The organism is Sphingomonas kaistensis, from assembly GCF_011927725.1.
In the GTDB taxonomy this organism is placed as follows: domain Bacteria; phylum Pseudomonadota; class Alphaproteobacteria; order Sphingomonadales; family Sphingomonadaceae; genus Sphingomicrobium; species Sphingomicrobium kaistense.
On sequence record NZ_JAATJC010000001.1, the window covers coordinates 2,167,029 to 2,183,962 of the forward strand.

Annotated in this window: 22 protein-coding genes and 2 other RNA genes; 12 read left to right on the top strand and 12 right to left on the bottom strand. The window is 66.3% G+C overall.

The window, feature by feature from the left end; genetic code table 11:
* Positions 1 to 4: 4 nt before the first annotated feature.
* Together GGQ97_RS10675 and pspF are read right to left on the bottom strand one after the other, a co-directional pair.
* On the bottom strand, positions 5 to 613 hold the full coding sequence (locus GGQ97_RS10675) for a superoxide dismutase (protein ID WP_168069434.1): 609 nt from the start codon (positions 611 to 613) through the stop codon (positions 5 to 7).
* Between the two features lie 75 nt (positions 614 to 688).
* Positions 689 to 1,735: a phage shock protein operon transcriptional activator gene (gene pspF, locus GGQ97_RS10680; protein WP_168069435.1), complete on the bottom strand. Its 1,047-nt coding sequence runs from the start codon at positions 1,733 to 1,735 to the stop codon at positions 689 to 691.
* Between the two features lie 165 nt (positions 1,736 to 1,900).
* Between pspF and pspA the strand changes: the two genes are divergently transcribed.
* From pspA to GGQ97_RS10715, 7 genes are read left to right on the top strand one after another with little or no spacing between them, the layout of a single operon-like run.
* Positions 1,901 to 2,569 carry a phage shock protein PspA gene (gene pspA / locus GGQ97_RS10685; protein ID WP_168069436.1) on the top strand — a complete coding sequence of 223 codons (669 nt, stop codon included), beginning with the start codon at positions 1,901 to 1,903 and terminating at the stop codon, positions 2,567 to 2,569.
* Between the two features lie 3 nt (positions 2,570 to 2,572).
* Positions 2,573 to 2,899: an envelope stress response membrane protein PspB gene (gene pspB, locus GGQ97_RS10690; protein WP_168069437.1), complete on the top strand. Its 327-nt coding sequence runs from the start codon at positions 2,573 to 2,575 to the stop codon at positions 2,897 to 2,899.
* 1 nt (position 2,900) lies between these two features.
* Positions 2,901 to 3,290: an envelope stress response membrane protein PspC gene (gene pspC / locus GGQ97_RS10695; RefSeq protein WP_168069438.1), complete on the top strand. Its 390-nt coding sequence runs from the start codon at positions 2,901 to 2,903 to the stop codon at positions 3,288 to 3,290.
* Between the two features lie 33 nt (positions 3,291 to 3,323).
* Positions 3,324 to 3,611: a hypothetical protein gene (locus tag GGQ97_RS10700; RefSeq protein ID WP_168069439.1), complete on the top strand. Its 288-nt coding sequence runs from the start codon at positions 3,324 to 3,326 to the stop codon at positions 3,609 to 3,611.
* The gene (locus tag GGQ97_RS10705) at positions 3,608 to 3,889 is read left to right on the top strand and encodes a hypothetical protein (protein WP_168069447.1); all 282 of its coding nucleotides are present in this window, start codon (positions 3,608 to 3,610) and stop codon (positions 3,887 to 3,889) included. The genes GGQ97_RS10700 and GGQ97_RS10705 overlap by 4 nt, the downstream gene beginning before the upstream one ends.
* 40 nt (positions 3,890 to 3,929) lie before the next feature.
* Entirely contained in the window at positions 3,930 to 4,340 is a 411-nt protein-coding gene (locus tag GGQ97_RS10710) for a SufE family protein (RefSeq protein WP_168069448.1), read from the top strand.
* Positions 4,337 to 4,780 (top strand): PaaI family thioesterase, encoded by a 444-nt coding sequence (locus GGQ97_RS10715; protein WP_209022838.1) that lies wholly within the window; start codon positions 4,337 to 4,339, stop codon positions 4,778 to 4,780. The genes GGQ97_RS10710 and GGQ97_RS10715 overlap by 4 nt, the downstream gene beginning before the upstream one ends.
* On the opposite strand, the gene GGQ97_RS10720 is transcribed toward GGQ97_RS10715, so the two are convergent.
* The 5 genes from GGQ97_RS10720 to GGQ97_RS10740 form a co-directional block, all read right to left on the bottom strand.
* Positions 4,777 to 5,313, bottom strand: a complete 537-nt coding sequence (locus GGQ97_RS10720) for a J domain-containing protein (protein WP_168069450.1) — start codon at positions 5,311 to 5,313, stop codon at positions 4,777 to 4,779. The genes GGQ97_RS10715 and GGQ97_RS10720 overlap by 4 nt on opposite strands.
* A gap of 29 nt (positions 5,314 to 5,342) precedes the next feature.
* Positions 5,343 to 5,722: RNase P RNA component class A (gene rnpB, locus GGQ97_RS10725), an RNA gene on the bottom strand.
* A gap of 23 nt (positions 5,723 to 5,745) precedes the next feature.
* Entirely contained in the window at positions 5,746 to 7,356 is a 1,611-nt protein-coding gene (locus GGQ97_RS10730) for a long-chain fatty acid--CoA ligase (RefSeq protein ID WP_425338721.1), read from the bottom strand.
* 58 nt (positions 7,357 to 7,414) lie between these two features.
* Entirely contained in the window at positions 7,415 to 7,738 is a 324-nt protein-coding gene (locus tag GGQ97_RS10735; RefSeq protein ID WP_168069452.1) for a YbaB/EbfC family nucleoid-associated protein, read from the bottom strand.
* A complete protein-coding gene (locus tag GGQ97_RS10740; RefSeq protein WP_168069454.1) occupies positions 7,731 to 9,467 on the bottom strand; it encodes a DNA polymerase III subunit gamma/tau in 1,737 nt (578 codons plus the stop codon). The genes GGQ97_RS10735 and GGQ97_RS10740 overlap by 8 nt, the downstream gene beginning before the upstream one ends.
* Positions 9,468 to 9,541: 74 nt before the next feature.
* Here GGQ97_RS10740 and ffs point away from each other — a divergent pair.
* An RNA gene (ffs, locus tag GGQ97_RS10745) (signal recognition particle sRNA small type) lies at positions 9,542 to 9,639 on the top strand.
* An 18-nt stretch (positions 9,640 to 9,657) separates the two neighbouring features.
* Here ffs and GGQ97_RS10750 read toward each other — a convergent pair.
* From GGQ97_RS10750 to GGQ97_RS10760, 3 genes are read right to left on the bottom strand one after another with little or no spacing between them, the layout of a single operon-like run.
* The gene (locus tag GGQ97_RS10750) at positions 9,658 to 9,963 is read right to left on the bottom strand and encodes a 2Fe-2S iron-sulfur cluster-binding protein (RefSeq protein WP_168069456.1); all 306 of its coding nucleotides are present in this window, start codon (positions 9,961 to 9,963) and stop codon (positions 9,658 to 9,660) included.
* Positions 9,960 to 11,051 carry a cysteine desulfurase family protein gene (locus tag GGQ97_RS10755; RefSeq protein ID WP_168069458.1) on the bottom strand — a complete coding sequence of 364 codons (1,092 nt, stop codon included), beginning with the start codon at positions 11,049 to 11,051 and terminating at the stop codon, positions 9,960 to 9,962. The genes GGQ97_RS10750 and GGQ97_RS10755 overlap by 4 nt, the downstream gene beginning before the upstream one ends.
* Positions 11,048 to 12,133, bottom strand: a complete 1,086-nt coding sequence (locus GGQ97_RS10760; RefSeq protein ID WP_168069460.1) for an aminotransferase class V-fold PLP-dependent enzyme — start codon at positions 12,131 to 12,133, stop codon at positions 11,048 to 11,050. The genes GGQ97_RS10755 and GGQ97_RS10760 overlap by 4 nt, the downstream gene beginning before the upstream one ends.
* 82 nt (positions 12,134 to 12,215) lie before the next feature.
* On the opposite strand from GGQ97_RS10760, the gene GGQ97_RS10765 reads away from it, so the two are divergent.
* Complete coding sequence (locus GGQ97_RS10765; RefSeq protein ID WP_168069462.1) at positions 12,216 to 12,857, top strand: alpha/beta hydrolase; 642 nt, start codon at positions 12,216 to 12,218, stop codon at positions 12,855 to 12,857.
* A 1-nt stretch (position 12,858) separates the two neighbouring features.
* Here the strand turns inward: GGQ97_RS10765 and GGQ97_RS10770 are convergent, their stop codons facing one another.
* Positions 12,859 to 13,026, bottom strand: coding sequence for a hypothetical protein (locus tag GGQ97_RS10770; protein ID WP_168069464.1), 168 nt, complete (start codon positions 13,024 to 13,026; stop codon positions 12,859 to 12,861).
* 52 nt (positions 13,027 to 13,078) lie between these two features.
* Between GGQ97_RS10770 and GGQ97_RS10775 the strand changes: the two genes are divergently transcribed.
* On the top strand, positions 13,079 to 13,333 hold the full coding sequence (locus GGQ97_RS10775; RefSeq protein ID WP_168069466.1) for a hypothetical protein: 255 nt from the start codon (positions 13,079 to 13,081) through the stop codon (positions 13,331 to 13,333).
* A gap of 6 nt (positions 13,334 to 13,339) precedes the next feature.
* Here GGQ97_RS10775 and GGQ97_RS10780 read toward each other — a convergent pair whose 3' ends face one another.
* The gene (locus GGQ97_RS10780; protein ID WP_209022840.1) at positions 13,340 to 14,287 is read right to left on the bottom strand and encodes a threonine ammonia-lyase; all 948 of its coding nucleotides are present in this window, start codon (positions 14,285 to 14,287) and stop codon (positions 13,340 to 13,342) included.
* A 187-nt stretch (positions 14,288 to 14,474) separates the two neighbouring features.
* On the opposite strand from GGQ97_RS10780, the gene GGQ97_RS10785 reads away from it, so the two are divergent.
* Both GGQ97_RS10785 and GGQ97_RS10790 read left to right on the top strand, forming a co-directional pair.
* Positions 14,475 to 15,728: a type III PLP-dependent enzyme gene (locus tag GGQ97_RS10785; RefSeq protein ID WP_425338722.1), complete on the top strand. Its 1,254-nt coding sequence runs from the start codon at positions 14,475 to 14,477 to the stop codon at positions 15,726 to 15,728.
* 144 nt (positions 15,729 to 15,872) lie between these two features.
* A complete protein-coding gene (locus GGQ97_RS10790; RefSeq protein WP_168069470.1) occupies positions 15,873 to 16,928 on the top strand; it encodes a 1,9-bis(guanidino)-5-aza-nonane synthase in 1,056 nt (351 codons plus the stop codon).
* The last annotated feature ends 6 nt before the right edge of the window (positions 16,929 to 16,934 follow it).

The following is a 16,934-nucleotide window of genomic DNA, read 5'->3' on the forward strand; positions in this document are numbered from 1 at the left end:
CAGCTTACTTGGCCGAAGCCAGATGCTCGGCCGCCTTGTCCCAGTTCACCACGTCCCACCATGCCTTGAGATAATCGGCGCGGCGGTTGTTGTAGGTGAGGTAGTAAGCGTGCTCCCACACGTCGTTGCCGAGGATCGGGGTGCCCTTCACTTCGGCGACGTCCATCAGGGGATTGTCCTGGTTGGGGGTCGAGCTGACCACCAGCCCCTGCCCCGGCACCGCAACCAGCCATGCCCAGCCCGAGCCGAACTGGCCGGCGCCCGCCGCATTGAACTTTTCCTTCAGGCCATCGAGCGAGCCGAACGCGCTGTCGATCGCCTGCGCCAGCTCACCGCTCGGGCTTCCACCGCCGGGAGTCATGATCTCCCAGAAGAAGCTGTGGTTCCAGTGCCCGCCGCCATTGTTGCGCACGACCTTGGAGCCGGCGCCGGCATTGGCGACCAGCTCTTCGAGGCTCTTGCCCTGAAGCGACGGATCGCCCTCGACCGCCTTGTTGAGGTTGTCGACATAGGTCTGGTGATGCTTGTCGTGGTGAAGCTTCATCGTGGCCGCATCGATGGTCGGCTCGAGCGCCGCATAATCGTACGGCAGAGGGGCGACGGTGAAGGCCATGATCAAGCTCCTTGGCTGGTAAAGACGTACCGGCCATGTGGTCAGCGGCCAGTCGTTAGTCAACGCGGCAGGAGGTCAGGCGGGTTCGCTGTCCATCAGCTTGTGGCGCTTCAGCGCGTGACGCAGCTGGTCGTAGCTGAGCGACAGCGCGGCGGCGGTGGCGCGCTGGTTGAAGCGGTTGGACTTGAGCGCCTGTTCGAGGATCGCGCGTTCATAGGCGTGCACTGCCGCACGGAAATCGCCGGTTTCCGCGGTGGGGGTCATGGCGGCGGGCGTCGTTTCGATCTCGTCATCAACCGGAGCCGGGGCGGCAGCGGGGGCGGCTGCCACGGCAGGAGCTCCGAGCGACCAGGGCGAGGCGAACGGATCGAACTGGATCGCAGCGATCGGTTCGTCCGGGCTGTCCCAGCGATAGACCGCGCGTTCGATCACGTTGCGCAGCTCGCGGACGTTGCCCGGCCAGCCGTAATTCTCGAGCGCGCTCATCGCCTCGCGCGAGAAACCGGGCCAGCCGGTCCATTCGAGTTCGGAGGCCATGCGCCGCCCGAAATGTTCGGCCAGCAGCGACACGTCGCCCTTGCGCAGGCGAAGCGGCGGCAGGGTCACCACTTCGAAGCTCAACCGGTCGAGAAGGTCGGCGCGGAACTTGCCCTCGTCGGTCAGGCGCGGCAAATGTTCGTTGGTGGCAGCGACGATGCGGACATCGACCTTGACCGGACGGCTGGCGCCGATGCGCGTCACCTCGCCATATTCGACCGCGCGGAGCAGCCGGTCCTGCGCCGGGCTCGACAGGGTCGCCAGTTCGTCGAGGAACAGGGTTCCGCCATCGGCCTCCTCGAAGCGGCCCTTGCGGGTCTTGGCGGCGCCGGTGAAGGCACCCGCCTCGTGTCCGAACAGCTCGGCCTCGATCAGGTTCTCGGGCAGTGCCGCGCAATTCATGGTCACCAGCGGCCCGGCCCAGCGGCCGGACAGGTGGTGCAGGCGCTCCGCGATCAATTCCTTGCCGGTCCCGCGCTCGCCGATCACCAGCACCGGGCGGTTGAGCGGCGCGGCACGGCTCGCCCGCTCGACGGCGTCGAGGAACGGGATGCTCTGGCCGATGAAATTCAAGGTGCGCGCCACGGGCAAGAGTTGGTGTGATTTTCCAAGCCTTGGCAAGTTTTTTCCGACCAACCGACAGTCGTTCGACGGCGGATTTTGGCGTTTCCCGTATTTTCACAAAACTGGCACGGGACGTGCATAGTTGGTAGCACAGACAGGGCCCCACTCTCGTGAGGTACGAATAGAATGAGCATCTTTTCCCGCACCCGGGACATCATGGCCGCCAACCTGACCGAGCTTCTCGATCGCGCGGAGGATCCCTCGCGGATGATCCGCATGGTCATCCTCGAGATGGAGGAAACGCTGGTGGAAGTCCGCGCGTCGGCTGCGCGCAGCATCGCCGACGCCAAGGAAATGCGCCGCGCGATGGTTCGCCTGGAAGGGATCACCGACAGCTGGACCGAAAAGGCCGAGCTGGCGCTCTCCAAGGGCCGCGAGGACCTCGCCAAGGCCGCGCTGATCGAGCGCCAGAAGGCGGCCGACATGGCCAAGGGCCTTGAGGCCGAGGTGGCGGTGATCGACACCACCCTCAAGGCCTATGAAGCCGACATCGCCAAGCTGCAGGGCAAGCTGCGCGAGGCACGTTCGCGCCAGAACGCCATCTCGACCCGGATCGAAAGCGCGGTCACTCGTGCCAAGGCGCGCGAGATGCTGAACGGCAGCCGGACCGAGGATGCGTTCAGCCGTTTCGAGCTGCTCGAGCGCCGCGCCGACTTCGCCGAAGGCCGCGCCGAAGCGCTGGGCATGACCGGGCCGAAGAGCCTGGAAGAAGAGATCGCCGACCTCCGCGCCGAGGAGCAGGTCGACAAGGAATTGGAAGCGCTCAAGGCGCGCCTCGCGAACAAGGGGGAATGATTGGTGGAAGACGTACTGATCCCAGTACTGATCGTCGGCATGCTGTTTATTGGCCTGCCATGGCTGATCATGCACTACGTCACGCGCTGGAAGACTGCAGCCACGCTGACCGGTGGTGACGAACGCTTGCTGGAGGAATTGCACGACCTGGCTCGCCGGCTGGACGACCGGATGTGCTCGATCGAGCGCATCATGACCGCCGAAAATCCCAATTGGCGCCAGCAATGCGCGCCCGAGCAGCAGGCGCTCCCGTCGCGCAGCGCAGACCTCGATATCGACGCCGAATTCGCTCGCCTGTCCGAGCGGAGCCGGACCCGGGAGGTGCGCTGACATGGCTACCCAGCCGCCGACCCGCACCCGCTTCTACAAGGACAAGCGCAACGGCAAGGTGATGGGCGTCTGCGCCGGCATCGCCGACTATACCGGGCTCGATGTCCTGGTCGTCCGGATCATGATGTTTATGGCGATCTGGCTTTCCGGTTTCGCGGTCCTGCCCTTCTACTTCGTGCTCGGAATGATCGCCGAGGATCGTCCGCGCGAACTCAGCAACGACAGTCCCGAGGACAAGCGTTTCTGGCAGCAGGTCCGGGTCTCCCCGACCCGCACCGCGCGCGACATCCGCATGAACCTGAAGGCGATCGACCGCCGCCTGGCCGACGTCGAAAGCTATGTCCTCACGAACAACCGCAGTCTCGCTCGCGAAATCGAGGAACTGCGCTAGTATCCCTCTCACATTGCAAGAGGTTCTCGAGTCATGTCGCCACTTATGATCCCGATCATCGGCATGATGATCCCCATCATCGCCATTCTCGCCAAGGTCTACATGCGATCGATGGAGATGAAGGAGCGGCAGCTTACCGCCATGGGTGAAAATACCGCCGAAAAGGCTGCCCAGTATGCCAGCCGCGTCGCCGAGCTCGAGCAGCGGGTCCGCGTCCTGGAGCGCATCGCCACCGATGGAGGCATCCAGACCGCCGCCCAGATCGAGGCGCTGCGCGATTCGCCGGTCAGCTTCGAGACGATGCGGGAAAAGGTGCAGTGAGGGATCCGTTTGTCTTTGTCCTCGTCCTGATCGCGATGGTGTTTGCCTTCCAGATCATCAAGCACAAGATGGGCATACCCGACGGCAATCGCCGCCATCGCCACGGCCACGGCCACGGCCTTCCGGACGCCAATGCCAGCGCCGCCGAGCGGCTCGAATCCGACCGGCTGCGTGAAGAACTTCGCCAGCTCAAAGAGCGGATGGCGGTGATCGAACGCATTACGGTCGAGAAAGAGAACAGCCTGTCGCGCGAGATCGAGGACCTACGCAACAAGTGAGGGGGTGGACCCCGGCCCGGTCCGGGGTACAGGAAGCGCGATGCCCCTCCCCGCCCTCTCCGACCTGCGCGACGATTATGAGCTGCTCGAGGCCGAAGAGCGCTACCGGCTCCTGATCGACCTCGGACGCGATCTCGATCCGATGCCGGATGCGCTCAAGACCGACGCCACCAAGGTCCGTGGCTGTTCGGCCAGCGTGTGGGTCTATCCGACCCGCCTCGAGGATGGCCGCCTGCACTTCCTCGCCGACAGCAATGCCGCGATCACCAAGGGCATCGTCGCACTGGTGCTGAGCACGGTCCAGGACCGCAGCCCAGCCGACATCGCCGCCACCGACATCACCGCCGAGCTCGAACCGTTCGACCTGTCGCGCCAGCTGTCGTCCAATCGCACCCAGGGCATCCCCAACATGATCGCGCTGGTCCAGGATACGGCGAAGCGGCTGGCATGAGCGACTTTCGCGCCGGCGTTAGTGCGCCGTTCGATCCCGCGCTGTTCTTCGCCATGGCCCGCAAGGTCGGGCACGGCCGCGCCCTCGGGCTCGAATATCGCGCCCATGGTGACGACTGGGTCGAACTGGCGCTGCCGTGGCGGCCCGAACTCGTCAGCATGCCCGACAGCGGGATCATGGCGACGGGCGCGATCGTCAGCCTGGTCGATACCTGCTCGGGCACCTCGGTGTGGACCGCGCTCGGCGGCTTCCGGGCGGCGGTGACGCTGGACCTCCGGCTCGACTACTTACGGCCAGCCTCCAGGGGCGAGACGGTGATCGCGCGCTGTGAATGCTACAAGATCACCCGCAATGTCGCCTTCGTCCGCGGGGTCGCGCATGGCGGCGACGAGAAGCGTCCGATCGCCCATAGCGCGGCGACCTTCGTCGCGGTCGACTAGCCGGCTGCCGTCTTGCGCTCTTCGGCCTTGCGCAGCACGTCATAGGCTGCCTGAACCGCCTGGAAGCGCTTGGCGGCTTCCTCGTCACCGGGCTTGAGGTCGGGGTGGCTCGCCTTGGCCAGGCGGCGATGGGCCGCCTTGATCTCGTCGAACCCGGCGTCGGTCTCCACTTCGAGGACCGACAGAGCGCGCATCTCCTCGCGGCTGCGGGTGCCGTCACCGGGACCGCCCCAGGCATAGTGCGAGCTTTGCTTGTAGCCGTCCGCACCCCGGCGCTCGTTGGCTTCGCGCTCGGCCGCCTCGGCCGCCGTCAGATTGGCGAAATAGTCCCAGTTCTTATTGTATTCGGCGGCATGCGCCTCGCAGAAGTGCCAGCGCTCGGGGCTGTTCGGCGCCTTGGGCGCGGGACGATCGCCCGGGTTCATGCAACCCTCGCGGTCGCACAAGCGCACGCGCGCCGCGTCCCGGCCCTTGTCGGCATAGGAGCGCCAGCGGGGAAATCCCCAGTCGTTGGAGCGGGTCGAGCGGGCCATGAGCGTTCTAACTAGTTGAAGGACGTGAAAGTGCCAGGGGGCCTGTAAGCCGGGTTCTGTCCTCCACCCGAAGGTGGATGTGCGACCATTCCTCTCGGCCTGCCCTCGCGGACAGGCTCCAGCGACCAACCCGGGCGGCGAGCCGGAACAGGCCCATGTGCCGCCCCTATTCGGTCTTGCACCCGGTGGGGTTTACCGTGCCGGCTGCCGTTGCCGGAGCCGCGGTGCGCTCTTGCCGCACCCTTTCGACCTTACCGCCCCGAAGAGCGGCGGTATGCTTTCTGTGGCACTGTCCCTGACCCCGCACCGAAGCGCGGGACCGCCGGGCGTTACCCGGCACCGTTATTCCGTGGTGCCCGGACTTTCCTCGGCGAAGACAAGTCCTCGACGCGGTCGCCCGGCCCCCTGGCGTGGAGCCCTCTAGCAGAGCGTTCAGCGTCCGACCATCGCTTCGGCGGTCGGCAGCACATAATGCTTCCATTGCTCGCGCAGCGTCTTCTTGCTGAGCTTGCCGGTGGCGGTGTGGGGAAGTTCCTCCACGAACTCGATCGCGTCGGGCATCCACCACCGGGCGACATGCTTTGCCAGATGCTCGCGAATGGCTTCCTCGTGGACGTCGGAACCAGCCGAGCGCACCACCAGCAGAAGCGGGCGCTCGTCCCACTTGGGATGCGCGATCCCGATCGCCGCCGCCTCCGCCACGCCCGGAACACCCACCGCCGCATTCTCGAGATCGATGGAACTGATCCATTCCCCCCCCGACTTGATCACGTCCTTCGCACGGTCGGTGATCTGCATGGTGCCGTCGGGATGAAGTGCGGCGACATCGCCGGTGTCGAACCAGCAATCGGCGTCGGTTGCGGACTGGTCTTCCTTGAAATAGCGCTCGACGATCCAGTGCCCGCGGGTTTGCAGGCTGCCGGTCGCGACACCGTCGCGCGGCAGTTCCTTGCCCTCGTCATCGACGATCCGCAGCTCGACCCCGAACGGGATTCGGCCCTGACGGCAGGTGAAATCGACCTGTTCCTCGTCGGTCATGTCGTCCCAGTTCGCCGGCGGATTGCCGCAGGTGCCGATCGGACTCATCTCGGTCATGCCCCAGGCATGCCCGATCTTGACGCCCTTGCGGCGAAACCACTCCACCATTGCCCGCGGCGCGGCGGAGCCGCCGATGGTGACGCTCTTGAGCGAGCCCAGCTGGTCGCCGGTCCGCTCGATATGGTCGATCATCCCCAGCCACACCGTCGGAACCCCGGCGCTGTGGGTGACGCCTTCCTCGCGGAACAGGTCGCACATCTGCTGCGGGCGATAGTCGGCGCTCAGCACCAGCTTGGCCCCCACCATCGGCGCTGCCCACGGCACGCCCCAGGCGTTGGCATGGAACATCGGAACGATCGGCAGGCAGGTCGAACGCGCACTGAGTTCGAAGACGTCGGGGCCGACTTCGACCAGGGTATGGAGCATGGTCGAGCGATGCTCGTACAGGACGCCCTTGGGATTGCCGGTGGTGCCGGACGTGTAGCACAGGCCCAGCGGCTCGCGCTCATCGCCCTCGACCCAGGCGAAATCATCGTCCTCCCGGTCGATCCACGCGCGAAACTCGCCGTCGTCCATGCAGATGTAATGCTCGATCGTGTTCCATTGCGGCTTCATCTTTTCCACGACCGGCGCGAACGCCTTGTCGTAGAGAAGGACGCGGTCCTCGGCATGGTTGGCGATATAGGCAAGCTGGTCGGGGAACAGGCGCGGGTTGATGGTGTGGAGGATGCCGCCCATCCCGATCGTGCCGTACCAGCTGGTGAGGTGATGAACGTGGTTCATCGCCAGGGTCGCGACCCGGTCGCCGCGCTTGATGCCGAGCCTGGTGAGCGCCTTGGCCATGCGCCGCGCATCCTGGGCAACGCCGCGCCAATTGGTGCGGCCGATCGTCCCGTCGGCCCATGCGGTCACGATCTCCCGCCCGCCATGCTCGCGCTCGGCATGGTCGACCAGGCGCATCACCCGAAGCTGGTGATGCTGCATCGCGCCCAAGATACTCATCATGTCTCTCCTCCGACGGGAGAAGAGTGACGTCGCGCTAGGTCGAGTCAAGCACGCTGGGTCAGAATGGCATCTGGAAGCCCGGCGGAAGCGGCAGGGTTGAGCTCATCTTCTGCATTTCGGCAGCGGCGGCCTGGTCGGCCTTGGCGCGCGTATCATTGAGCGCGGCCGCGATCAGGTCCTCGACCATCGTCTTTTCCGACGGGACCAGCAGGCTTTCGTCGATCGACACGCCGATGATCCGCCCCTTGGCCGAGGCCTTGATCCTGACCAGGCCGCCGCCGGACTGGCCTTCGACCTCGATCTTGTCGAGATTGTCCTGGGCTTTCTGCAACTCGGCCTGCGCATTTTGCGCCATCTGCATGATTTCTTCGAGGCTAGGCATGGTTGGAGTCCTTGAGCTGAACGGCTTCGAGAGTGGCGTCTGGAAAGGCTGAAAGCACGGCGGCGACCGAAGGCTCCCGCAAAATGGCGTCGCGGGCCCGCTCCTCGGCCATCTTCTCCTGCGCGGCTAGCGATGGCTGTGCCTCGCCGTCGACCAGGGTGACCTGCCACGGCGTGCCGGTGAGCGAACGGAGTTCCGCCTCCAGATCACGCGCGAACGAGGCGCCGAGCGGCTGCAGCGGCTTCAGCGCCATCTGGCCGGCGGCATAGCTGACAAGCCCGACCTGGTTGCGCAGCTGGACGGCGCGGATCGCCTTGCCCTTGCCCTCGATGAACGCGACCAGCTCGGCGAAGCCATCGGGCACAGCGGGCGCGGCAGGTTCGGGTGGAGGAGGCTGGGCCGGCGCGGATGCAGGGGCATGTGAGGGTGCCTCCTGCTCGGCACGCGGCGCAGCTGCGGCGGCCGCCGCTGGACGCGGTGCCGGCGCATTCACCGCGCCCTCGCCCTGCCCTTGCAGCCGCGCGATGAGCGCGGCGGGATCGGGCAGGTCGGCGGCATGGACCAGGCGCAACAGTACCATCGCCGCCGCTTCGTTCGGATCGGGAGCCAGGCTGACGTCCGACAATCCCTTAAGAAGCAGCTGCCACAGTCGGTGAAGCTGCGACCAGCCGAGGCTGCCGCCAAGCTCCTCGCTCGCCGCGCGTTCCTCGGCGCTGGCCAGCGGATCGCCGCCGCGCCCGGCCTTGGCGCGCGAGGCGGCATGGACCTGCTCCATCAGGCCGCGCAGCAGCGCCATCGGCTCGATCCCGAGCGCCTGTGCCTCGTCCAGCTCGGCAAGGCTCCCAGAGGCATCGCCCGACAGCAACAGCGACAGCAGGCGGCGGATGCGGCCGCGGTCGGCAAGGCCGAGCATGTCGCGCACCGCTTCGGTCTTCACCTCGCCGCCGCCATGCGCGATCGCCTGGTCGAGCAGCGACAGGCCGTCACGCGCCGAACCTTCTGCGGCGCGCGCGATCATCAGCAGGGCATCGGGCTCGATCGAAACCTGCTCGATCTCGGCGATCCGGCGGAAATGCTCGACCAGCTTCTCGGCAGGAATGCGGCGCAGGTCGAACCGCTGGCAACGCGACAGCACCGTCACCGGCACCTTGTTGACCTCGGTCGTCGCGAACAGGAATTTGACGTGCGCGGGCGGTTCCTCGAGCGTCTTCAACAGCGCGTTGAAGGCGTTCTTGGTCAGCATGTGGACTTCGTCGATGATGTAGATCTTGAAGCGCGCGCTGACCGCGGAATAGCGCACCGCCTCGATGATCTCGCGGACGTCGTCGACGCCGGTGTGGCTGGCGGCGTCCATCTCGGTGACGTCGATATGCCGCCCTTCGGCGATTGCCCGGCACGGCTCGCACACCCCGCACGGATCGATCGTCGGGCCGCCCTGCCCGTCCGGACCGATGCAGTTGAGCGCCTTGGCGACCAGCCGCGCGGTGGAGGTCTTGCCCACCCCGCGCACGCCGGTCAGCAGGAAGGCGTGGGCGATGCGGCCGGTCGCGATCGCATTGCCGAGCGTGCGCACCATCGCGTCCTGGCCGATCAGCTCGCCAAAGCTTTGCGGGCGATATTTGCGGGCGAGCACCCGGTAGGGCGACGCCGCGGCGCTCTTCTCCAGCGGCTGCGCTGGCAGGTCGAGGCCAAGGCCCGGTTCGTCGTGGCGCGATTCGTCGTCAGTCATCGGGGTGGGACAGTAGGGCGACGCAGGCCGCTGCGCCACTTCTTGCGCTCGGGCGCCGAGCCCGCCATATGCGCGGCGGGAGTCGGGCGGACGGGATTGTCGCCAACCTGGTCAGGTCCGGAAGGAAGCAGCCACAACGATTTCGTCCCGGGTCGTTCCGGCTCCCACCTCCACGCGCAGCCCTTCGCGCTCAGCCGGGCATCTTCACCGTCATCGTCGCTCCACCGACCCGGACCTGGCAGGCCAGGCGGCTGGTCCGTTGCGCCTGGTAGGCGAGGTCCAGCATATCCTCCTCGTCCTCGCCGGCTGGCGGCAATCGCGCAAAGTCCTCCTCCGACAGGATGACGTGACAGGTCGAGCAGCTCATCTGCTTGCCGCACGTGCCTTCGAGCGGCTGGTCGGCGGCCTGCGCGACGTCGAGCAAATTGTCGCCCTCGGCAGCCTCGACCTCGCGGTCGAGGGCACCATCGGATCTCAGAAATCGTATCAAGGTCATGCGGCAAACCGTTGCTGCGCCTCGGTCGCGCGCCTGATCAGCGCGCAGGCCTCAGTCAAGTCGTCGAAGGTCGTGTAGCGGCCGAACCCGAGCCGGATGCTTTGCCGCGCGTCGGCGTCGCCAAGGCCGATCGCGCGCAGGACATGGCTCGGCCGACCCGAGCCGCTGGCGCAGGCGCTGCCGAGCGAGAAGGCGATCGTGCGGCATTCCGCCAGCAATCGCGCAGCGTCGAGCCCAGGGCGGCGGACGTTGAGATTGCCGCGATAACGGTCCGCGCTGCTGCCGTTGACGATCCAGCCGGGCCCAAGCGCGTCGAGCGCCGCCTGCCACAGCCGTTCGACATGCGCGTGATCGGCCTCCCGCCGTTCCGCCGCCAGGGCAGCGGCGGCACCGAAACCGACACACAGCATCGGAGACAGCGTTCCCGACCGCATCCCCCGTTCCTGTCCGCCTCCATGGATCAGCGGCTCCAGGCTGACACCATCGCGGATCCACAAAGCCCCGATCCCCTTGGGCCCGTGGATCTTGTGCGCGCTGATCGCGATGAGGTCGGGACCATCGGGGATAGGCAAGCGCCCGAAGCCCTGCACCGCATCGCACAGCATCAGGGCTCCGGCCTCGTGGGCCAGCGATGCGATCTCGTCGATTGGCTGGATGACGCCAATCTCGTTGTTGACCAGCATCGCAGCGACTAGCGCGGTCGGCTGATGCAGCGCGCGGCGGAGCTGGTCCAGATCGACCCGTCCGTCCGGCGCGACCGGCAGTTTCTCCACCTCAACGCCCTGGCGCTGCAGCCATTCCGCCGTGTCGAGGACCGCGGCATGTTCGGTGGCGAGGGTGACGATCCGCTCCCGCGTCGCTTGAAGCGCCAGGTTGAGCGCCTCGGTCGCGCCCGAGGTGAAGACCACCTGGCCACCCGCGGGCAGCAGAGCCGCCACCTGCCCTCTTGCATGCTCCACCGCTGCCGCCGCCTCGCGGCCCGCCCGGCTCGGGCTGTGCGGATTGGCGAAATGATCGAGCCACGGCAGCATCGCCGCCTTCACTTCGGGCGCAAGCGGCGTTGTCGCCTGGTAGTCGAGGTAGATCATGCCGCCCGCGCCTTCGAGCGAGTCGCCAGGCCGGCCCAGGCGTCGGCAAAGGCGTCGATGTCCGACTCGCTGGTGGAAGGGCCGAAACTGACCCGAATCACCTTGTCGGCAAATTCGGGCGGCGCGCCCATGGCGGCAAGCACATGGCTGGTCTTCACCTTGCCCGACGAGCAGGCGCTTCCGGCCGACACCGCAAAGCCGAGCGCATCGAGCTGCACCAGCTGCGCCATCGCGCTCATATGCTCCATCGCATAGGCACCGATGGTCGGGATGCGCCCGACGCCTTGGCCGACGATCTCGGCCCCCTCGCCCATCAGCTTGACGTCGAGCCGGGCACGAAGGGCATTGAGCCGGTCGAAGTCCCAGGCGTTCGCCTCCAGCGCCGCAGCCCAGCCGAGGATGGCGGGAAGGTTCTCGGTGCCCCGGCGATAGCCGCGCTCCTGCCCGCCGGTGGGGACCAGCAACTTGAGGTCGCGGACCAGCAGCGCGGCGGCGCCCGGCGGGCCGCCGACCTTGCTGCTGCTGACGATGATCATGTCGGCGGGCGGAAGCGGCAGCTTGCCGGCGCTTTGCGCGCAATCGACCAGCAGGAACGAGCCGGCTGCATCGATCGCTTCGCCGATCTCGGCGATCGGCTGCACCACCCCGGTTTCGCTATTGGCATGCTGGACCGCGACGAGGCCGCCGCGCGCCATGTGGAGCCAGGTCGACAAATGCTCGGGCGACAGCAGGCCGCCCCGCTGCACCGGCAGGTTCCATTCCTCGCCGTCCGGCACCTGCGAGCGGATGGCGTCATGCTCGACCGTGGAAATGGCGGGCTTCGGACCCTTCTCCCAACAGCGCCGAAAAGCGAGCGCTGCGGCTTCGCTGGCGGTTGCCGTGAAGATGAGGTCGCCGTTCCAGCCCAGCGCCGCCTTGATCCGCGACCGTGCATTTTCCAGCGCCGCTTTCGCCGCCCGCCCCTCGGCATGGGGGCTGGACGGATTGGCCCAGCGCTCGAGCGCCTCGACCATCGCCGCGCGCGCTTGCGGCAGGACCGGCGTGGTCGCGGCATGGTCGAGGTAAATTCGAGATCGCTTCACGGAAACCTTGGCAATTGCTGTTTGTTGGCTCGCCTCTATATAAGCGCGCCGCCTGCACCCGTCAGCTAAACAAAAGAGACCCATGCCCGAAGTTATCTTTCCGGGGCCGGAAGGCCGCCTCGAAGGCCGTTTTCATCCGGGCCTGCGTCCTCGCGCGCCGGTCGCGCTGATCCTGCACAGCCACCCCCAGGCGGGCGGCACGATGAACAACAAGATCGTGCAGCTGCTCTACCAAACCTTCGTGAAGCGCGGCTTCGCGACGCTGCGGTTCAATTTCCGCGGCACCGGCAAGAGCCAGGGCACCTTCGACAACGGCATCGGCGAATTGTCGGATGCCGCCAGCGCGCTCGACTGGGTGCAGCAGATCCACCCGGAGGCCGAACAGACCTGGGTCGCCGGCGTCAGCTTCGGCGCCTGGATCGGCATGCAGCTGCTGATGCGCCGCCCCGAGATCAAGGGCTTCATTTCGATCGCCCCGCCGGCGAACATGTATGACTTCGGCTTCCTCGCCCCCTGCCCCTCGTCGGGCATCATCATCCAGGGTGAGCAGGACGAAGTGGTCAGCCCGGCCAGCGTCCAGAAGCTGGTCGACAAGCTGCGCACCCAGCGGCACATCACCATCCATCACGACACCATTCCCGGTGCCAATCACTTCTTCGCCAACGAGCTCGACCTCATGATGAAGAGCGTCGACGGCTATCTGGACATGCGACTGGGGCGCTGAGCTACAGCACCCAGATGAGCACGTTGGCGACGAGGATGGCGGCGACCGCGATCATCATAAGTCCCTGCTTGCGATAGGTGCCGGCCCACGCGAAGCGGGCGCCGAACACCAGCAGCACGAAGGCCGCCAGCATGACGATGGACATGAGGGTGGACGCGGTCTGGTTCATGATTGCTCCCGAAACGGCTTTTTAACGGATGTTGCACTAATCGGGCGAGGTCATGATCAGGGCCGACCAGCAACAAAAGCTCGCCGACGCGTTCGAGCGGATCGAAGGAACCATCCTTCCCTGCATCACCATGATGCTGGAAACGCTGCTCGACGCCTCGCGCGGGCTCGACCATGCCGATCCCAAGGCCCTGGTCGCCGAACTCCAGACCCTCGCAGCCGAGCTTGAGGAGCTGACTCGCAGCGTGGAGCTGTGCTCTCCGTCGCATCTCGACCCCGGGGCCTATCGCACCAGTTCGCGCGCCTGAGCGCGATCAGGCGACCCACGCCGCGTGGGTTGCCGGGTCCATGTTCCCGCCGGTCACCATCACCACCGTCCCAGGCCCGGGCGCGACCTTGCCGGCAAGGACGGCTGCAAGGGCAGCCGACCCGCCGGGTTCGACCATCAAATCCAGCTCCTTCCAGGCGAATCGACCCGCGGCGCGCACGTCGTCCTCGCTTACCGACACGCCAGTTGCACCCCGGGCCTGCAGAACGCCGAACGTCAGCGGCGACACCACCGGCGTCTGAAGGGCGTCGCAGGCGGTCGGCGGAGCGTCGGCGACTACCGGGACGATGCGCCCAAGCTCCAGGCTACGCCGCATGTCGTCCCAGCCTTCCGGTTCGACCACAACGATCTCCGCGCCGGGCACCGCCAGGGCGACGCCAGCGGCAAGGCCGCCGCCGCCGCAACAGATCACGATCCGCCGCACCGACTCCGGACACTGCGCCACCAGCTCGAGCCCCGCGGTGCCCTGCCCGGAGATGATGTGGGGATCATCGAAACTCGGCACCACCACTGCACCCCGTTCCGCCGCGAGGGCGCGTGAGATAGCGACTCGGTCCTCGCTCGCGCGGTCGTAAAAGACGATCTCGGCGCCCTGGGCGCGGGTACCGGCGACTTTCGGGGCAGGCGCATCGGCCGGCATCACGATGGTGGCCGGAATATTCAGGCGCCGTGCCGCAATCGCCACGCCCTGCGCATGGTTGCCGCTTGAAAAAGCGACCACCCCGGCACGTCGTTCGGCCTCGCTGAGCAGCGCAAGGCGGTTGCTCGCGCCGCGCAGCTTGAACGATCCGCCGGTCTGCAGCGATTCGCATTTCAGCCACACGTCGTGGTCGCCGAGCCGCAGCCGCCTGAGGGGCGTCTCGATCACCAGTCCACGAATGCGCTCAGCAGCGTCGAGCACCTGCGCGCGGGTCGGAAGATTGTCGTTGCCCATCAACGGCTTGGCCGAAACGGTGCAGGCGTGCGCCAAGCTGCGGCGGAAGCGCCACAAAAGGCATCGGAAAAAGATTGCGTTAAGGGAGGCTCATTCATATGTAGCGCCTCCGCTGCCCCATGGGACTTCCAACCGCAAGGCAGCTGTTCGTCAAACGTTGCCGAAAGGCACTTGGAGGTCCCTTGCATTGGCTGAGCACCCCTTCGCGCTGGGGCTAGCGCCCCGTTCCGATCGCACCGAATCCTTTGTCGCTTCCGGTGCGGCAGACATTGCACGACTGAAGCCGGTCCAGCCGGTCACGCTCCTGCGCCCCCATGCGGCGCGGGCGGCGGCGCGTTTCTTTGTCGAGAAGTTCCCCGGCAAGTCGCTTTATGCGGTCAAGGCCAACCCCTCGCCCGACCTTCTGCGGGTGCTGTGGGATGGCGGCGTCACTCACTATGACGTCGCCTCGATCGGCGAAGTGCGGCTGGTCAGCGAGACGCTGCCTGACGCGACCCTGTGCTTCATGCACCCGGTCAAGGCCGTGGAGGCGATCGCCGAAGCCTATCATGGTCACGGCGTCCGCACCTTCAGCCTCGACAGCCTCGAGGAACTGGACAAGATCGTCTCCGCCTGCGCCACCGACGGCGTTGCGGCGAGCGACCTCAACCTGCTCGTCCGCGTGCGGGTCTCCTCCGAGCACAGCAAGCTCAGCCTGGCGTCCAAGTTCGGTGCCGATCCTTCGGAGCTGAAGGCGCTGCTGATGGCGGCCCGCCAGGCCTCCGACGCGCTCGGCCTCTGCTTCCACGTCGGCAGTCAGGCGATGACCCCGGCGGCCTATGCCGAAGCTATGAACCGCGTTCGTGACGCCATCGTCGAGGCCGCGGTCACCGTCGATATCGTTGATGTCGGTGGCGGATTCCCCTCGTCCTACCCGGGCATGGAGCCGCCGCCGCTCGAAGCTTATTTCGCGGTGATCCACGAATCGTTCGAGAAGCTGCCGATCAGCTATTCGGCCGAACTGTGGTGCGAGCCGGGCCGCGCCCTGTGCGCCGAATATGCCTCGGTCCTCGTGCGCGTCGAAAAGCGCCGCGGCGACGAGCTGTACATCAACGACGGTGCCTACGGGACGCTGTTCGACGCCGCGCACATCGGCTGGCGCTTCCCCGTCCGGCTCGTCCGCGACGAGGACAGCGACACCCGTCCGCACAGTTTCAGCTTCTACGGCCCGACCTGCGACGACCTCGACCATATGGTCGGACCGTTCGAGCTTCCCGGCGACGTCGGCCCCGGCGATTATATCGAGATCGGGATGTTGGGCGCCTATGGCTCGGCGATGCGGACCCGCTTCAACGGCTTCGGCTCAGCGAATGGCTGGTCGGTGGTCGTGACCGACGCACCGATGGCCTCGCTCTACGGCGACGTCGCGGCACCGTCGCGCTCGAACGTCGTTACGCTGTAACGGATCTTCCCCCTCCCGTTCACGCGGGAGGGGTCGGGGGTCGGCCTGTCCCCCTGCTGAAACAATGACGGCCAATAGCGGGCAAGCGCCCACCCCAGCCCTTCCCGTCCGCGGGACGGAAAAGCACGGAGCTATTGGAGCACCATGAACACCGAAGCCAAGATTAACGACACCCGCAAGGCGGAGCTGCTTTCGAGCACCGTCGAGCATATCGACATCACCAAGTTCGATGCCCGCCCGATCGTCGAAGCGATGGGCAAGATGAGCTTCACCAGCCGCGACCTCGCCCGCGCCACCGACATCTACAACCAGATGCTGAGCGATCCCGATTGCTCGGTCATCCTGGTGATCGCCGGCTCGACCTCGGCCGGCGGCTGCATGGACCTCTATGCGGAGCTCGTCCGCTCCAACATGGTCGATGCGATTGTCGCCACCGGTGCGTCGATCGTCGACATGGATTTCTTCGAAGCGCTTGGCCACAAGCACTATCAAGCGCTTGAAATCCCTGACGATGACACGCTGCGTTCGCTCTACATCGATCGTATCTACGATACCTACATCGACGAGATCCAGCTGCAGGACACCGACTTCACCATCGGCAAGATCGCCGACACGCTGGAGCCGCGCCCCTACAGCAGCCGCGAGTTCATCAAGGAGATGGGCAAGTGGCTGCTGGAAAACGGGAAGAAGGACAACAGCCTGGTCAAGCTCGCCTACGAGCATGACGTGCCGATCTTCTGCCCGGCTTTCACCGACAGCTCGGCGGGCTTCGGCCTCGTCAAGCATCAGGTCGACGCGATGAAGGCGGGCCGTCGCTACATGACGATGGATTCGATCGCCGACTTCCGCGAACTGACCGACATCAAGATCAAGGCCGGCACCACCGGACTGCTGATGATCGGCGGCGGCGTTCCGAAGAACTTCACGCAGGACACCGTGGTCTGCGCCGAGATCCTCGGTCACGAGGATGTCGAGGTCCACAAGTACGCCGTGCAGATCACCGTCGCCGACGTGCGCGACGGAGCCTGCTCCTCCTCGACGCTTCAGGAGGCCGCCAGCTGGGGCAAGGTTTCGACCGCGCTCGAGCAGATGGTGTTCGCCGAGGCGACCTCGGTGCTGCCGCTGCTGGCGTCCGACGCCTATCACCGGGGCCATTGGAAGACCCGCGCCAAGCGCGCCTTCGCGAAGCTGTTCGATTAAGTTCGG

Excerpts from the sequence above, each read along its gene's own strand:
- GGQ97_RS10675 (WP_168069434.1), bottom strand. The coding sequence starts at position 613 with ATGGCCTTCACCGTCGCCCCTCTGCCGTACGATTATGCGGCGCTCGAG.
- pspA (WP_168069436.1), top strand. The coding sequence starts at position 1,901 with ATGAGCATCTTTTCCCGCACCCGGGACATCATGGCCGCCAACCTGACC.
- pspC (WP_168069438.1), top strand. The coding sequence starts at position 2,901 with ATGGCTACCCAGCCGCCGACCCGCACCCGCTTCTACAAGGACAAGCGC.
- GGQ97_RS10700 (WP_168069439.1), top strand. The coding sequence starts at position 3,324 with ATGTCGCCACTTATGATCCCGATCATCGGCATGATGATCCCCATCATC.
- GGQ97_RS10710 (WP_168069448.1), top strand. The coding sequence starts at position 3,930 with ATGCCCCTCCCCGCCCTCTCCGACCTGCGCGACGATTATGAGCTGCTC.
- GGQ97_RS10715 (WP_209022838.1), top strand. The coding sequence starts at position 4,337 with ATGAGCGACTTTCGCGCCGGCGTTAGTGCGCCGTTCGATCCCGCGCTG.
- GGQ97_RS10720 (WP_168069450.1), bottom strand. The coding sequence starts at position 5,313 with ATGGCCCGCTCGACCCGCTCCAACGACTGGGGATTTCCCCGCTGGCGC.
- GGQ97_RS10730 (WP_425338721.1), bottom strand. The coding sequence starts at position 7,356 with ATGATGAGTATCTTGGGCGCGATGCAGCATCACCAGCTTCGGGTGATG.
- GGQ97_RS10735 (WP_168069452.1), bottom strand. The coding sequence starts at position 7,738 with ATGCCTAGCCTCGAAGAAATCATGCAGATGGCGCAAAATGCGCAGGCC.
- GGQ97_RS10740 (WP_168069454.1), bottom strand. The coding sequence starts at position 9,467 with ATGACTGACGACGAATCGCGCCACGACGAACCGGGCCTTGGCCTCGAC.
- GGQ97_RS10750 (WP_168069456.1), bottom strand. The coding sequence starts at position 9,963 with ATGACCTTGATACGATTTCTGAGATCCGATGGTGCCCTCGACCGCGAG.
- GGQ97_RS10755 (WP_168069458.1), bottom strand. The coding sequence starts at position 11,051 with ATGATCTACCTCGACTACCAGGCGACAACGCCGCTTGCGCCCGAAGTG.
- GGQ97_RS10765 (WP_168069462.1), top strand. The coding sequence starts at position 12,216 with ATGCCCGAAGTTATCTTTCCGGGGCCGGAAGGCCGCCTCGAAGGCCGT.
- GGQ97_RS10770 (WP_168069464.1), bottom strand. The coding sequence starts at position 13,026 with ATGAACCAGACCGCGTCCACCCTCATGTCCATCGTCATGCTGGCGGCC.
- GGQ97_RS10775 (WP_168069466.1), top strand. The coding sequence starts at position 13,079 with ATGATCAGGGCCGACCAGCAACAAAAGCTCGCCGACGCGTTCGAGCGG.
- GGQ97_RS10780 (WP_209022840.1), bottom strand. The coding sequence starts at position 14,287 with ATGGGCAACGACAATCTTCCGACCCGCGCGCAGGTGCTCGACGCTGCT.
- GGQ97_RS10790 (WP_168069470.1), top strand. The coding sequence starts at position 15,873 with ATGAACACCGAAGCCAAGATTAACGACACCCGCAAGGCGGAGCTGCTT.